General features: G+C 64.2%; 16 protein-coding genes. 7 read left to right on the plus strand and 9 right to left on the minus strand.

Annotated features, from left to right (window positions below; genetic code table 11):
- Positions 1-86: 86 nt before the first annotated feature.
- The 3 genes from K414_RS0122205 (at position 87) to K414_RS0122215 (ending at position 2662) form a co-directional block, all read left to right on the plus strand.
- Positions 87-986 carry an NADP-dependent oxidoreductase gene (locus K414_RS0122205; protein WP_027497931.1) on the plus strand — a complete coding sequence of 300 codons (900 nt, stop codon included), beginning with the start codon at positions 87-89 and terminating at the stop codon, positions 984-986.
- 143 nt (positions 987-1129) lie between these two features.
- The gene (locus K414_RS0122210; protein ID WP_048320686.1) at positions 1130-1798 is read left to right on the plus strand and encodes an HNH endonuclease family protein; all 669 of its coding nucleotides are present in this window, start codon (positions 1130-1132) and stop codon (positions 1796-1798) included.
- Positions 1799-1834: 36 nt separating this feature from the next.
- On the plus strand, positions 1835-2662 hold the full coding sequence (locus tag K414_RS0122215; protein WP_027497933.1) for a shikimate 5-dehydrogenase: 828 nt from the start codon (positions 1835-1837) through the stop codon (positions 2660-2662).
- Between the two features lies 1 nt (position 2663).
- On the opposite strand, the gene nagB is transcribed toward K414_RS0122215, so the two are convergent.
- The 3 genes from nagB to K414_RS0122230 are packed head-to-tail and all read right to left on the minus strand — an operon-like array spanning position 2664 to position 5887.
- Positions 2664-3458, minus strand: a complete 795-nt coding sequence (gene nagB, locus K414_RS0122220; protein ID WP_027497934.1) for a glucosamine-6-phosphate deaminase — start codon at positions 3456-3458, stop codon at positions 2664-2666.
- Positions 3459-4643, minus strand: coding sequence for an amidohydrolase family protein (locus K414_RS0122225; RefSeq protein ID WP_027497935.1), 1185 nt, complete (start codon positions 4641-4643; stop codon positions 3459-3461).
- Positions 4640-5887: a PTS transporter subunit EIIC gene (locus K414_RS0122230; protein ID WP_032365561.1), complete on the minus strand. Its 1248-nt coding sequence runs from the start codon at positions 5885-5887 to the stop codon at positions 4640-4642. The genes K414_RS0122225 and K414_RS0122230 overlap by 4 nt, the downstream gene beginning before the upstream one ends.
- 177 nt (positions 5888-6064) lie before the next feature.
- Here K414_RS0122230 and K414_RS0122235 point away from each other — a divergent pair, with 177 nt between their 5' ends.
- Together K414_RS0122235 and K414_RS0122240 are read left to right on the plus strand one after the other, a co-directional pair.
- Positions 6065-6295, plus strand: coding sequence for a PTS glucose/sucrose transporter subunit IIB (locus K414_RS0122235; protein ID WP_027497937.1), 231 nt, complete (start codon positions 6065-6067; stop codon positions 6293-6295).
- Positions 6292-6756 (plus strand): PTS glucose transporter subunit IIA, encoded by a 465-nt coding sequence (locus K414_RS0122240; RefSeq protein WP_027497938.1) that lies wholly within the window; start codon positions 6292-6294, stop codon positions 6754-6756. The genes K414_RS0122235 and K414_RS0122240 overlap by 4 nt, the downstream gene beginning before the upstream one ends.
- Before the next feature lie 2 nt (positions 6757-6758).
- On the opposite strand, the gene K414_RS0122245 is transcribed toward K414_RS0122240, so the two are convergent.
- The gene (locus K414_RS0122245) at positions 6759-7502 is read right to left on the minus strand and encodes a GntR family transcriptional regulator (protein WP_094732969.1); all 744 of its coding nucleotides are present in this window, start codon (positions 7500-7502) and stop codon (positions 6759-6761) included.
- A gap of 177 nt (positions 7503-7679) precedes the next feature.
- On the opposite strand from K414_RS0122245, the gene K414_RS0122250 reads away from it, so the two are divergent.
- Positions 7680-8156 (plus strand): thioesterase family protein, encoded by a 477-nt coding sequence (locus K414_RS0122250; protein WP_027497940.1) that lies wholly within the window; start codon positions 7680-7682, stop codon positions 8154-8156.
- A gap of 2 nt (positions 8157-8158) precedes the next feature.
- Here the strand turns inward: K414_RS0122250 and K414_RS0122255 are convergent, their stop codons facing one another.
- Together K414_RS0122255 and K414_RS27720 are read right to left on the minus strand one after the other, a co-directional pair.
- Positions 8159-9184, minus strand: a complete 1026-nt coding sequence (locus K414_RS0122255) for a phosphotransferase family protein (RefSeq protein ID WP_027497941.1) — start codon at positions 9182-9184, stop codon at positions 8159-8161.
- A 107-nt stretch (positions 9185-9291) separates the two neighbouring features.
- On the minus strand, positions 9292-9606 hold the full coding sequence (locus tag K414_RS27720) for a hypothetical protein (RefSeq protein WP_141214498.1): 315 nt from the start codon (positions 9604-9606) through the stop codon (positions 9292-9294).
- 587 nt (positions 9607-10193) lie between these two features.
- Here K414_RS27720 and K414_RS27725 point away from each other — a divergent pair.
- Entirely contained in the window at positions 10194-10907 is a 714-nt protein-coding gene (locus tag K414_RS27725) for a hypothetical protein (protein ID WP_152530465.1), read from the plus strand.
- A 37-nt stretch (positions 10908-10944) separates the two neighbouring features.
- Here K414_RS27725 and K414_RS0122270 read toward each other — a convergent pair whose 3' ends face one another.
- Genes K414_RS0122270 through K414_RS0122280 form a run of 3 tightly spaced genes read right to left on the minus strand, consistent with a single transcriptional unit; the run spans position 10945 to position 13807 of the window.
- Positions 10945-12366 carry an NAD(P)(+) transhydrogenase (Re/Si-specific) subunit beta gene (locus K414_RS0122270; RefSeq protein ID WP_027497942.1) on the minus strand — a complete coding sequence of 474 codons (1422 nt, stop codon included), beginning with the start codon at positions 12364-12366 and terminating at the stop codon, positions 10945-10947.
- A complete protein-coding gene (locus K414_RS0122275; protein ID WP_027497943.1) occupies positions 12366-12689 on the minus strand; it encodes an NAD(P) transhydrogenase subunit alpha in 324 nt (107 codons plus the stop codon). Before K414_RS0122275 ends, K414_RS0122270 begins: the two co-directional genes overlap by 1 nt.
- Positions 12689-13807 carry a Re/Si-specific NAD(P)(+) transhydrogenase subunit alpha gene (locus K414_RS0122280; RefSeq protein WP_027497944.1) on the minus strand — a complete coding sequence of 373 codons (1119 nt, stop codon included), beginning with the start codon at positions 13805-13807 and terminating at the stop codon, positions 12689-12691. Before K414_RS0122280 ends, K414_RS0122275 begins: the two co-directional genes overlap by 1 nt.
- Positions 13808-13948 lie beyond the last annotated feature (141 nt).

The following is a 13948-nucleotide window of genomic DNA, read 5'->3' on the forward strand; positions in this document are numbered from 1 at the left end:
ACATACCCGGCGCCGATGTCTCATCGATGGGCGCTGATGTGTCATCGATGGGCGCTGATGTGTCATCGATGAGGCACAGTGGTCCCATGATCGCGTACGGCTTCGACGAATACGGCGGCCCCGACACCGAGACATTTCTGGACTTCCCCGTGACGGAACCGGGATCGGGTCAGCTTCTCGTGGCGGTACATGCCGCGGGGGTGAATCCCGCAGATTGGAAGGTGCGGGCGGGTAATCGCAAGGACACCGTGCAGATCACCTTGCCTGCGGTGCTGGGGCGGGAGGTGTCGGGCACTGTTGTAGGCGTCGGCGCAGGAGTGGACGGGTTCTCGGTCGGTGACGAGGTCTTCGGGGCGACGGCGTCGGGTCACGGCGGCTATGCGCAATACACGCTGCTCAACGCGGCCGGCACGGCACACAAGCCCGAGTCCGTGTCCTGGTCGGTCGCGGCGACACTGCCGGTGGCGGCCGGGACCGCCTTCGACGCACTGCGAGGGTTGGCGCTGACTGCAGGCAACACGGTTCTCGTTCTCGGCGCAGGCGGCGGTGTGGGTTCTTCGGTTCTGCAGCTGGCGCGTGCCGACGGTATCGACGTTCTCGGGGTGGCGAGCTCGGGCAAGCGGGAGTGGATCGAGAGCCTCGGTGCGGAGTTCGTCGAGTCCGGACCCGAGTACGTCGGTTCGATATCGCGGCCGGTGCACGGCATCGTCGACCTGGTCGGCGGGGACACTCTTCGCGCGACCGCTGTGAAGACCGGCGCTCCGATCGTCAGCGTGGCCGACCCGGTGCTCGCCGCCCAGTGGGGTGGGTCTGGAGCAGTGCGCGAGCGCACCACTGCGGCGTTCACCCGATTGGCCGATCTGGTCGTGACGGGCGTCCTTCGCCCACGCATCGATCACACGTTTCCACTCGACCGCGCAGGCGAGGCTCTTGCGCTCGTGGAGAACGGGCACGCACTCGGCAAGGTCGTCATCGAGGTCCGCTGACACCCGACCGTGTCGGGCGGTGTCGGTACCGTCCGGCACACTGCTGTCGCGAGGTACGAGAGTCGGCAAGATCGAAGTTTCACGATGGGGCGTGTGTGAAGAAGCTGTGGGTAGCGGCGGCGTTGGTGATCGCCGCGATCGTCATGGCGACGTTCGAATCCTGTGACCGGTCCGACATACCGGGATTGGCTCCCCCACCCCCGGCTCCGGGCAGCCCCACCCGCGCCCAGATCGAAACGCTGTTGGATCGGGTGGCCGTCGTCGCCGCACGACCCGATCCCCGTGGGTACGAGCGCGGATGCAAGAGCGGTGAAGGGTGCGTGTTCGGACCGGCGTGGACGGACGACTACGACGGACCGGGCGGGCACGACGGGTGTGGAACTCGCGACAACGTTCTGGCACTGTCGATGACCGAAGTCGAGTTCAAGGCCGGCACCCGAGACTGCGTGGTGCTCTCGGGCTCCCTGGACGACCCCTACTCCGGTGAACGGTTGCAGTTCATCAAGTCCGACGCCGGCAAGATTCAGATCGATCACGTCTATCCGTTGTCTGCCGCCTGGGACATGGGTGCCGACGGATGGGCAGCGGACAAGCGCATTCGTTTCGCGAACGACATCGCGTTCAATCTGCTGGCGGTCAACGGGCCGGACAACCAGAGCAAGAGCGACAAGACGCCGTCGCAGTGGATGCCGCCGAACGCGGCGTACCACTGTTTCTACGCGGGCAAGTATCTGTCGGTGGCGGCCCAGTACGAGCTGCCGATCACCGAGGCCGACCGCCGCGCCCTCGCTTCGGTGGCCCCCAGCTGCTGATCCAGCGATGCGAACGCGGGCGGTAAAGTCTGGCCAATGGCAACGACGTCGTCGCGCAGCTTCCTCGACCGTGACACCCAGCTCTGCATGTCTCTGTCTGGAAGGCCGAGCAATATCGGAACCCGCTTCCACAACTACCTGTACGACGAACTGGGATTGAATTTCGTCTACAAGGCGTTCACCACCACCGATCTCGCGGCCGCGGTCGGTGGAGTCCGTGCACTCGGTATCAGGGGATGCGCGGTCTCCATGCCGTTCAAGGAAGACGTGATCGAGCTGGTCGACGTCATGCACGAATCTGCGAGCGCGATCGCATCGGTCAACACCATCGTCAACGAGGCGGGCGTGCTGCACGCCTACAACACCGATTACCAGGCTGTGGCCGATCTGCTCGCGTCGAGCGATATCTCGACCGAATGTTCGGTGACCGTGACCGGCAGCGGCGGTATGGCCAAGGCAGTCGTTGCCGCACTGCGGGATTCGGGTTTCACCCGCGGCACCGTGGTTGCTCGCAACACGTCGACCGGTCCGGCTCTCGCCGAGGCGTACGGATACGACTGGTCGGCCGAGTCCGTCGGAGCCGACTTGCTGGTGAACGTCACCCCGGTGGGAATGGCGGGCGGCCCCGCTGCCGATTCGACTCCCTTCACCGAGTCGCAGATCCATGCGGCACAGGCAGTGTTCGACGTGGTCGCGATGCCGTCGGAGACACCGCTGATCACCGCGGCGCGTGCGGCGAACAAACCGGTGATCACCGGCGCTCAGGTCATTGCCTTGCAGGCAGCAGAACAGTTCGTTCTCTACACCGGAGTTCGCCCGTCCGACGATCAGATCCAGCGGGCGTCGGAATTCTCCCGTCGCTGACTCACAGGCGTTGCCACGCGGGCTTGTTCGCGTAGGCGTGGCGGTAGTATTCCGTGAGAGCGAGGGACGCAGCAGCCGCCTCGTCCACCAGTACCGTCACGTGCGGATGCCACTGAATCGCGGACCCAGGACAGTGTGCCGACAACGGCCCCTCGACGGCCGCGGCCACCGCGTCTGCCTTGGATTCTCCGGTAGCGATGAGCACGAGATGACGCGCCTCGTCGATGGTGCCGAGGCCTTGCGTCAGCACGTGGTGCGGCACCTCCTCCGGCGAGGGGAAGAAGCGCGCATTGTCGACCCGAGTCTGTTCGGTGAGCGTCTTGACCCGGGTTCTCGACCGAAGTGACGATCCGGGCTCGTTGAAGCCGATGTGTCCGTCGGTGCCGATGCCGAGAATCTGCACATCGATACCACCGGCCTCCGCGATCGCGGCGTCGTATCGTCGCGCTTCGGCAGCGATGTCGACGGCTTCACCGTCCGGCGAGAACACCGCGGAATCGTCCAGATCGACGAGGTCCACGAAGTTCTCGCGAATGAACGAAAAATACGACTGCTCAGCAGTTCTGGGTAGACCTATGTATTCGTCGAGCAGAAACGCTCGACACCCAGCGAAGGACAGCCCTTCCTCGCGATGTCGGCGGGCCAGCTCGCGATACGTGCCGACGGGACTCGACCCGGTCGCCAACCCGAGGACGGGGCCCGATCCCGGGACCGATTCGGTTCGCACGACGCGCTCGACGACGTCGGCCGCGGTTCGGTCCACGTCGGTAGCTGTAGGGAGTACGACGATCTCCATCTAACTTTCCTCCTCGATCGCGCGTCCGCCGCGAATGACCTGCACCGGCTCGAAGGATGCGTCGACCACCAGCACGTCCGCTCTCGATCCGGCGACGAGAGAACCGGTTTCGGCCCCGATCCCGATCAATGCTGCCGGGGTGGTTGCCCCGGCACGCACTGCGTCGAGCAATGGCACGCCGGCGTCGAGCACTGCGCGGCGTACCAGGTCGAGCACACTCGACGTGCCGCCCGCGATCGGGGCCGACTCGGGATCGTTCTCCCGCGACAGGCGGGCGACCGAATCGTGCACGGTGACATCCAGCGGCCCGAGCCGGTAGCGGCCGTCGGCCATTCCCGCCGCGGCCATCGCGTCGGACACCAACGCGATGTTCCCACCGCCGACGAGATCGAACACCGCTCGCACGGTCTCGTCGGCGAGATGTACTCCGTCGCCGATCAATTCGAGCACCATCGACCCTCGCGCCGCGGCGGCCAAGCACTCGCTGACCGGCCCCGGCGACCGATGGTGCCAGGTGGGCATCCCGTTGAACAGGTGCGTGGCACCGATGGCACCCTCTCCGAGGGCGTCGATTGCGCTGCGAGTGGTGCGTGCGTCGGCGTCGGTGTGCCCGATGCTGGGGACGATGCCGTTCTCTCGCAACATGTGTCCGACGGCCGTGAAGCCGTCGACTTCGGGAGCAAGTGTCATCGACCGTACCGATCCACGCCCGGCGTCGATGATGTCTGCCAGCAGACCGGTGTCGCCGCCACGGAGTGACGCGGGGTCCTGCGCTCCGCAGCGGGCAACAGACAGGAACGGCCCTTCGAGGTGGACCCCGGCGATGTCCCCCGACTCGTACAGATCGGCGAGCATCGACGTCTGCTCGACCAGTCGCACAGGGGATGCCGACACCAGCGATGCGAGCATCGTGGTGGTGCCGCGGCCGCGGTGGTGCCGTACCGCGGTCATCAGATCGGCACGGGCAGAATCCGGGAACGACGCCCCGCCGCCGCCGTGGCAGTGCACGTCGACCAGCCCCGGCAGGATGGTCGAGTTCGATTGCGGTGGGGCCTCGTCGGGCCACGCCGACACCGGACCCACCCAGGAGATTCGATCGCCGGACAACGCCACGACGGCATCCTCGATGACCGCATCGGGTGTGACGACCCGCCCCCTGAGCGCCGTCGTGATGGATTCGCTCATGCCCGGTCGGGTTCGAGCACCGCGTCGTCCTCGCGGCCGGGGGTGCGCAGGTTCCACTTCTTGATGACGAAGCTGAACAGGAAGTAGTAGATCACCGCATACACCAGGCCGATAGGAATGAGAAGCCATGCCTTCGTAGCGATTCCGTAGTTCAACAGATAGTCGATACCGCCGGCAGAGAAGAAAAAGCCGTCATGGATTCCCAGGGCATTGGTCAGTGCCATGGAGGTTCCGGTCAGCACGGCGTGGATGATGTAGAGCGGCCAGGCGACGAACATGAACGAGTACTCGAGCGGTTCGGTGATGCCGGTGACGAACGCAGTCAGACCGGTGGACAACATGATTCCGCCGACGATCTTCTTCTGCGACGGCTTGGCGTTGCGATAGATCGCGAATGCAGCGGCAGGCAGAGCGAACATCATGATGGGGAAGAAGCCGGTCATGAAGACTCCCGCGGACGGATCTCCCGCGAAGAATCGGTTGAGATCGCCACGCACCAATTGACCACTCGCGTCCTGATAATCACCGACGAGGAACCAGACGACCGAATTGAGAATGTGGTGCAGTCCCGTCGGAATCAGCATGCGATTGGCGAAACCGTAGATCCCGCTACCCACCACACTGTGATCGGCAACGGTGTTTCCGACCCAGTTCAGTGCGCTGTAGAAGAGCGGATAGACGAACGACATGACGACGGCGACGACGAGGCCGGTGACAGCGGTCAGGATGGGAACCAGACGTCGTCCGCTGAAGAAGCCGAGGTAATCCGGCAGTTTCTGGCGGTAGAACCGCTGCCACAGAATGGCGGAGAGCAAGCCGATGACGATGCCGGCCAACACGCCGTAGTCGATCACGGCCGGATCGCCGTTCGCGTCGACTTTGCCTTCCAGTACCACCGGTGACATCGCGGTGAAGACACCGTTCATCACCATGTAGCCGACGACGGCGGCGAGGGCGGTCGAGCCGTCCGATTTCTTGGCCCAGCCGATGGCGATGCCCACGGCAAATATCAAGGGCAACCAGGTGAACACCGCCTGTCCTGCAGCGGAGATGACGGCCGCCGCGGTGCCCAGAGCACTGAATCTGCCGAGGAGGTCGTCCTGGCCCAGCCGCAACAGGATTCCCGCCGCAGGAAGAACCGCGATGGGCAGCATGAGACTGCGCCCGAATCGCTGCAACCCGGCGAGAGATCTGGATTCCTTCTTCGGTTCGGCTTCGGCCGAGTCCGTCTTCTTCAGGGTCATGGCGACCTTCTCTTCGAGGCTGGTCCGGCAAGGGAGTTCTACTGTTGTGACCGGATGACATCAGGGGTACTGTCCGGTCATTACCAGTTGTAGTTTGGCCAGGTGACGACCACATGTCAACCCGGAGATGTGACCTCGCCGACACCACTGCACACGAGAAGGAAGCGGGAACAGAACATGGCCAAGGCGGACGCGATCGTGAAGGGCCTCGGCGGTGCCGACAACATCGTAGAGATCGAAGCGTGCATCACCCGGCTCCGTACCGAGGTCAAGGACGGGTCGCTGGTGGACGAGGCTGCGCTCAAGGCAGCCGGTGCGCACGGAGTGTTCCACAAGGGGACAGCCGTGCAGGTCATCGTCGGCCCGGAGGCCGACACCCTCGCCGAGGACATCGGCGACATTCTGTGAGCGGGACCTCGACGATCTTCAGTCCTGTTGCCGGTCAGGTCATCTCGCTCGCCGACGTCCCCGACCCGGTCTTCTCTTCGCAGATGGTGGGCTCCGGGGTCGCCGTGCGCCCAGCGGCCGGTAGCGGGCCCGTCGAGGTGCGGTCTCCGATAGCCGGCAAGATCCTCAAACTCCACCCACATGCGTTCGTCGTGTTCACCGACGACAAGGCGGGAGTGCTGGTGCACATCGGCATCGACACCGTGAAGATGAAGGGCCAGGGTTTCGAACTCGTTGCAGCAGAGGGCGATCGGGTTCAATCCGGCGATCTCGTGATCACCTACGACCCTGCGGCGATCGCGGAGGCCGGATACTCCGACCTGATTCCCGTGGTCCTGATGGACTCCGAGCCCGATGCCGTCACGAGCGCGGCCGTCGGAACGTCGGTGGCACAGGGTGACTCGCTGTTCGTGTTGCCCTGAGCCTAGCGGCGCTGCGTGGTGCGCCGCTCCCCCTGCACCTCCATCGAGAGTTGGTACCGGTCGCACCGGTACCAACTCTCCGTGTGCTCGATCGGCTCGTCGCCGCTGAACGACACTCGGTCGAAGTACAGCACCGGTGCGCCGCGTTTGGTCCCCAGCAGCGTGGAGGTGTCACTGTCGGCGGCTGTCGCTTTGACGGTCTGCTCGGCTCGATCGATGGTCAGGCCGTAGTGGTTGCGCACGGCCTCGTACACCGACTGACTCAGATCGTGGTCGATCAGCCCCGGAAGGAGTTCGGCCCGGTACCACCCGTCGTCGACACTGACCGGCTCGGCATCGGCCAGCCGTAGCCGTTTGATGTGGTACGTCCGATCACCGTCGACCAGGCCCAGAGCACGAATCGTTGCTGCCGAGGGCTTTTCGAGTCGCGCGAACAGGACCACCGTCGTCGGCGTCAGCCCCTGGGCACGCATCTCCTCGGAGAACGACGCCAGGTGCAACCGCGACTGCACGGTACGAGAAGCAACGAACGTCCCTTTCCCACGTACCCGAACCAGATGTCCGTCGTTGACGAGCTGTCCTATCGCCTCGCGTACCGTGATGCGACTGACGCCGTAGTCCTCCATCAACCGACGCTCGCTCGGCATCAGATCCCCCGGCGAAAGCTCCTTGGTGCAGCGGTGCAACAGTATTGCGCGTAGCTGTTCGTGCTTCGGGATCTGACTGTCCCTCAGGTGTACGGGCATCACCACTGCGCCGGCCTTTCGATCACTCGCAGAACCAGCGGTACGGACTGGTCCGGTCCAACCAAAGACTACGTCACAACGGCGATACCGAGGAAGCATTCGCCCGGACTCAGCCTCTCCGATGCCTCGAATCCGGTCGCGTTTGTTGCCGACGTGGCGACGGGTTAGCGTCGTGCCATGACGGAGTCGCCGAAGGACAGCGTGGAATTGTCGAATGCGTCGGATTTCCCGGCGCTATGGCCGGTGTCGACCCGATGGGACGACAACGACCACTACGGCCACGTCAACAACGTGACGTATTACGCATACTTCGACACCGCAGTGAACGGGTGGCTCATGGAAACGACGGGTGTGGACATCAGGACTCTGCCCGCGATCGGCGTCGTGGCCGAAACCTCGTGCCGCTACCTGTCCGAGCTCAGTTTTCCCGATCGCCTTCAGGTCGGTCTTGCGGTGGAGAAGCTGGGCACCCGCAGCATCGTCTACTCGCTGGCCTTGTTCCGAGAAGCCGAGGACGACGCACTGACATTGGCCGCTCGGGGACGGTTCGTTCACGTCTACGTCGACGCGAACTCCCGTCGCCCCGTCCCCATTCCCTCCGAAATCGAAACTGCGGCACGCACTTTGGTGATCGGAACGTCAGTAGACGCCTGAATCTAGAGCCCGATTTCGTCGGCGCGCTGCAGCGCTCGGGTGACGATGTCGTCGATCAGCGTGGTGGTCGGCGCGCCGCCCACGGCGCGGTTGCGTGAATCGGCTTCCATCCGGCGCATGACGCCTTCGGCGATGATCGACAACTTCCACAGCGCCAGCACTTCCCAGAATCCGGCATCGGTCACATCGCGGCCCGTGTTGTGCGCGTAGGACTCGACCAGCTCCGCCCGGGTAGGGAAACCGGGCAGAGTCGATGCCATGAAAGGACCGGCAACCCCGTCGTCCGCCTGAGGCCAATAGGCGAGCAGACCACCCAGATCCGCCAACGGGTCTCCGAGCGTGCACAACTCCCAGTCGACGACGGCAACCACGCGGCCGTCGTTTCGAGCGGTGATGACGTTGCTCAGATGGAAGTCGCCGTGAACCAGCGTCACCTCGTGCTGCTCGGGGATCTTGGCCGTCAATCGTGCTGCGAGCGAGTCGATTCCAGGAACCTCCCGGGTTCGGGAGGAGTCCCACTGCGTGGTCCACCGCGCGATCTGACGCGCAGCGTAGGGCTTGCGGCCGGCGAGGTCGGCAAGACCCGACGACTCGAGGTCGACACGGTGTATGCCGGACAACGCCGCGGTCAGACCGAGTCCGACACGTCGACGCTGATCGGGGGCCAACTGTTCGGCAGCCGACACCGAGTCGACGACGACCCCGTCGACGAAACTCATCAGGACCAACGGGACCTCGGAAATGGCTGGATCCTGCGTGATCGCAATCATTTTCGGCACAGGGACCGGCGAATTCTGCAGACCGGAGAGAATCCGGTGCTCGCGCACGACGTCGTGAGCCGACGCCAACAATTTGCCCAACGGCGGCCGGCGAAGGACCCACGCACTGCCGCCGGCGTCGCGAACCGCATACGTGAGGTTGGACTGGCCGTTACCGATGCGCTGAAACGAGAGCGGCGATGTCGCGCCTATCCCCAGCTCCGCGATCCACGTCGACACTGCGTCTTCGTCCAAGCCCACCACGCCCATACAAAACCCTCACTTCGTTGTGCGGCACCGTTGCCGACGGACATCACCGGTTCGGGTGATCGTAACGAAGCGGTGCCAACGGATGCCGGTGGCACGAGCACAGACGGTCAGCTGGCGCGACCGAACGCGGAGATCAGCGCCGGAGTAGCAACGGCAGCGGCCTCGTGCCGCTTGACAGCGATTTCGTCGATTTCGCCGACGAGCAGTGCGGTCATCGACTCGGGCTCGGCACACCAGACGGACGAGATGTTGTGCACCTCCGCGGGTGCGAACAGTCCACTGGTGGACAGCGCGTCGATCCATTCGGCAACGGCATCGGCCGTGGGCTCCGGCATCACCGTACGGTCCAGCGAGTCCGCTTGGAACTCGTTGCAAAAGAACGCGCGGACCATATCGAGCTGCCCCTGCGACATTGTGGTCATGTTCTTCTCCTTCGAGTTTCCGACTTCTGTTGGTGCCGAATGCCCGTTCACGAGTTGCGATGAGCCGACCAGACCGTGTTCAGATCGTTACCAACTTGGCCGTAACGGGGGAATACGGTTTTCCGATGCGGCTGAAACTACGCCCTTTTCGACGGTCTCGCCCAGGGTGAACTGGACTATGTGACCATAGTCACACAGATCGTCCCATCCGATCAACGACTTGCAACGAATTCATAGTTCGCATTTCAAAATACTGTGACAGAAGACAAACTCCGCACAAAAGTCCAGGTAGGCGAAGTGCGACACTCGAGAGCAACTACCCGGAGCCGCAGTCGAGTAGCCTCCTCTACACCGCACTGGACCACACACTCCGACCGATCGGTTGGTTGCAGGGTCAAATTCTACTTCTGGTTCGGTTTTTCGGCTGTTTGCAGACTCCAGGAATTTGACAGATCACCATTACTAGGTTGCGGCTACAACAAGGAATCGACGCTTCTTCGTCGTGATCCGACCGTTACCGCAGATGCTCAGCCGGCTCCCACGATGCTCACACCTCACGCTCAGCCGACTGCGGCAGTCTGGCGTCCATGCGATCACCGAGTCTCGACAGCGGACCGATCCGGTCACCCCGTGGAGCCGGCAACGAGAGCCGTTCGGCGAACAGAAGCGAGCGAGCGCACCGACGGGCGATCCGTACCCGGCTGACGGTGTCGGGCCTCTGCGCGGTGCTGTTGTCGGTACTACTGATGTGGGTGCCGAACATGGCACCGGTGTGGCCCGTCTCCACGAGCCCGGCCGCCGCCCTGGCCTCGCGAGCGCTGAGCACGATCGACGTCACCGCCGTGCTGACCGTCCTCGCCGCCCTCACCGTTGTCGCCCTGGTCCGAAAACTGCCTTACGGCATCGGAGTGGTGATTGCCTGCGTCGTCGGCGCGGAAGTGACCACAGCTCTGGTGCGTCACCTCGCGGCGTCGTCGACAACGGCCACCGACCTTCCGAGCGGGCAGCTCGTCGCTGTCACAGCGCTGGTGGGGGCCGCGTCGATGGTGGCATCGGCCACGTGGCGGCCGATGATCCTCGGGCTCGGGACCGTCGCCGCCCTCGCTGTCGGAGTGGCACAACTGGCCGTCGGGTCCGTCTCCCCCGTCGGGATTGTCAGCGCACTGCTGATCACGGGCGTGTGGTGGCCGGCGTGCTCGGTGGTGATGCTCTTCTCACCCGCAGCCGCTGCCCGCGAGGCTCGAAACCCGTTCGATACCGCTGCCCTCGTAGCCCAACGCAGAATGGGACGCTTCCGTTGACACGGAAGCGTCCCATCCGGGCCGAGATGGCGACCGACTAGAGGGCCTTGAGCTCCTCGGTCACCTCGGACACCGACTTCTTTGCGTCGCCGAACAGCATCGACGTGCCTTCCGCGAAGAACAGTGGGTTCTCGATTCCGGCGAAGCCGGACGACATCGACCGCTTGAGGACGATGACCGACTTCGACTGATCGACGTTGAGAATCGGCATCCCGTGAATCGGGCTCGACGGATCGTTGCGCGCCGCCGGGTTGGTCACGTCGTTCGCTCCGATGACCAACGTGACGTCGGTGCGTGAGAACTCGTCGTTGATGTCGTCCATTTCCTTCATCGCGTCGTACGCGACGTCGGCCTCGGCGAGCAGCACGTTCATATGTCCCGGCATGCGACCGGCGACGGGGTGAATGGCGTACTTGACCTCGACACCCTTGGACTCCAGCAACTTGGCCATGTCCTTGACGGCATGCTGTGCCTGAGCGACGGCAAGGCCATAGCCGGGCACGACGATGACCTGGTTGGCGTAGGCCATCTGGATCGCTGCGTCTGCCGCCGAGGTCGCCTTGGCGGTTCCCCCGCCTGCACCGGCCGGGCCTGCAGCCGCGTCGCCGCCGCCGAATCCACCTGCGACGATCGCCGGAATGGACCTGTTCATGGCCTTGGCCATCAGGTTGGTCAAGATCGTGCCGGACGCACCGACGATCATGCCCGCCACGATCATCGCGGTGTTGTTGAGCGCCAGACCCGCAGCCGCAGCAGACAGACCGGTCAGAGCATTGAGCAGCGAAATGACGACCGGCATGTCCGCGCCGCCGATGGGCAGTACCACCGTGAGACCGAGGATGCCTGCCAGTACGAGAACCGCGACGATCCACCACTGCGACACGCCGCCGCCCGGAGTGGCGTTGATGCCGATGACCACTGCAGCGGCCACAGCGCCGATCAGCAGCAGAGCGTTGAGCGGCTGCTGCAACTTACCGATGGTGATGGGCGAGCCGGGCAGAGTTTCCTGCAGCTTCAAGAAGGCGATGAGCGAGCCCCAGAACGAGATGGAACCGATGATCGCCGCGAAGAGTGAGCCGATGACGATATGCACCGTCGGCGACTCTCCGTGGTTGAAGTTCGAGAATCCGGACGTGTCGAGGAACTCGGCCCACGCGATCAGTGCGACCGTGCCACCGCCGACGCCGTTGAACAGAGCCACCAGCTGCGGCATCGCCGTCATCTTCACCCGTCGCGCAGGCGGGATTCCCAGCGCGACGCCGACGACGAGTCCGACGATGATCAGGATCCAGTTACCGGTGTCACGAATGGATATCAGCGTGGCCACCACGGCGATGAACATGCCGACGGCGGCGATCTGGTTGCCCCGCACGGCGGTCTTCGGTCCGGTCAGACCCATCAGACCGTAGATGAACATGCCGAAGGCGACGATGTAGAGAATGTTGACGAGATTGTCCATCAGGAGTCAGCACCCTTCGAGGTCTTGGCGGGCACCGGCTTGGACTTGAACATGCCGAGCATGCGGTCGGTGACCACGAAGCCACCGATGACGTTGACGGTTCCGAACACCAGCGCGACGAACAGGATGACCTGCAGTCCGATGGACGGGTCGTGCACCTTTCCGAGGACGACCAACGCGCCCAACACGACGATGCCGTGGATGGCGTTGGTTCCCGACATCAGCGGGGTGTGCAAGGTGTTCGGCACCTTGGAGATCACCGCGAAACCGACGAACCCGGACAACACCAGGATCGCGATGTTCGCGAGAAGCGGGGTGTACATCAGTTCTCCTTCTCACGTGTCACGCAGGCACCGGCGAGCACTTCGTCGGAGAAATCCGGAGCGAGTGCGCCGTCGACCAGCATGAGCTCGAGCAAAGCCGAGATGTTCTTCGAGTACAGCTCGCTGGCGTGCTCGGGCATCGTGGCAGGCAGGTTCAACGGCGAGCAGATGGTGACGTCGTGCTTGACGACGGTCTGGCCGGGCTCGGTGAGTTCGCAGTTTCCGCCGGTCTCGCCGGCCAGGTCGACCACGACGCTGCCGGGCTTCATGCCCTCGACTGCCGCGGCCGTCACCAGACGCGGTGCGGGACGGCCGGGCACCAACGCCGTGGTGATCACGACGTCGAATCCCTTGATCGCCTCTTCCAGGGCACGCTGCTGCTGGACGCGTTCGTCCTCGGTCAGCTCACGCGCGTAGCCGCCTTCGCCGGCAGCATCGATCCCCAGATCGAGCCACTGCGCGCCGACGGAACGGACCTGGTCGGCTACCTCCGGTCGCACGTCGTAGCCGGTGGGTCGACCACCGAGACGCTTCGCGGTGGCCAGGGCTTGCAGGCCGGCCACACCGACACCGAGAACGAGCACAGTCGCCGGCTTGACCGTTCCGGCGGCGGTGGTCAGCATCGGGAAGAACCTCGTGGACTCCGACGCGGCCAACAGAACGGCCTTGTACCCGGCGACGTTCGCCTGAGAAGACAAGGCGTCCATCACCTGAGCGCGGGAGATACGCGGAATGGCTTCGACCGCGAACGCCTGTACTCCGGCGGCCTTCAGCGCGCCGATGCTGTTCTCGGCATTGCGTGGGGCGAGGAAACCGATGAGCGTCGAGCCCGACTTCAGCCTCGAGATCTCTGCTTCGGTGGGCGGCGCGACCTTGACCACGACCTCCGAGCCCCAGGGATCGCCGATCGTGGCCCCGGCTGCGACATAGAGCTCGTCCGGGATCAGAGCGCCGAGTCCGGCACCCGATTCCACGACGACCTCGACGCCCTTGCCCGTGAGCGCGGCAACGATCTTCGGGACCAGAGCGACACGTCGCTCACCTTCCCCCGATTCGCGGACCACACCGACGACCGTCGTGGATCCCGAACCCTTTTCAGTGCTCTGCGATGTATCCAAATCTCCGTCTTCCTGCGTTGAATGGTGCCCACCGATCGGCCAATGGCTCGAAATCTGCGACGAGTGGACGAACCCATGCGACAAGGCACGAGGTTCCTGATAGTAGCCACAGCAAATGGAGCGCGGGTAACCCAGAACACA

The sequence above is a fragment of the Rhodococcus sp. JG-3 genome, assembly GCF_000482405.1.
In the GTDB taxonomy this organism is placed as follows: Bacteria; Actinomycetota; Actinomycetes; order Mycobacteriales; family Mycobacteriaceae; genus Rhodococcoides; species Rhodococcoides fascians.

Excerpts from the sequence above, each read along its gene's own strand:
- K414_RS0122205 (WP_027497931.1), top strand. The coding sequence starts at position 87 with ATGATCGCGTACGGCTTCGACGAATACGGCGGCCCCGACACCGAGACA.
- K414_RS0122210 (WP_048320686.1), top strand. The coding sequence starts at position 1,130 with ATGGCGACGTTCGAATCCTGTGACCGGTCCGACATACCGGGATTGGCT.
- K414_RS0122215 (WP_027497933.1), top strand. The coding sequence starts at position 1,835 with ATGGCAACGACGTCGTCGCGCAGCTTCCTCGACCGTGACACCCAGCTC.
- nagB (WP_027497934.1), bottom strand. The coding sequence starts at position 3,458 with ATGGAGATCGTCGTACTCCCTACAGCTACCGACGTGGACCGAACCGCG.
- K414_RS0122225 (WP_027497935.1), bottom strand. The coding sequence starts at position 4,643 with ATGAGCGAATCCATCACGACGGCGCTCAGGGGGCGGGTCGTCACACCC.
- K414_RS0122230 (WP_032365561.1), bottom strand. The coding sequence starts at position 5,887 with ATGACCCTGAAGAAGACGGACTCGGCCGAAGCCGAACCGAAGAAGGAA.
- K414_RS0122235 (WP_027497937.1), top strand. The coding sequence starts at position 6,065 with ATGGCCAAGGCGGACGCGATCGTGAAGGGCCTCGGCGGTGCCGACAAC.
- K414_RS0122245 (WP_094732969.1), bottom strand. The coding sequence starts at position 7,502 with ATGCCCGTACACCTGAGGGACAGTCAGATCCCGAAGCACGAACAGCTA.
- K414_RS0122250 (WP_027497940.1), top strand. The coding sequence starts at position 7,680 with ATGACGGAGTCGCCGAAGGACAGCGTGGAATTGTCGAATGCGTCGGAT.
- K414_RS0122255 (WP_027497941.1), bottom strand. The coding sequence starts at position 9,184 with ATGGGCGTGGTGGGCTTGGACGAAGACGCAGTGTCGACGTGGATCGCG.
- K414_RS27720 (WP_141214498.1), bottom strand. The coding sequence starts at position 9,606 with ATGACCACAATGTCGCAGGGGCAGCTCGATATGGTCCGCGCGTTCTTT.
- K414_RS27725 (WP_152530465.1), top strand. The coding sequence starts at position 10,194 with ATGCGATCACCGAGTCTCGACAGCGGACCGATCCGGTCACCCCGTGGA.
- K414_RS0122270 (WP_027497942.1), bottom strand. The coding sequence starts at position 12,366 with ATGGACAATCTCGTCAACATTCTCTACATCGTCGCCTTCGGCATGTTC.
- K414_RS0122275 (WP_027497943.1), bottom strand. The coding sequence starts at position 12,689 with ATGTACACCCCGCTTCTCGCGAACATCGCGATCCTGGTGTTGTCCGGG.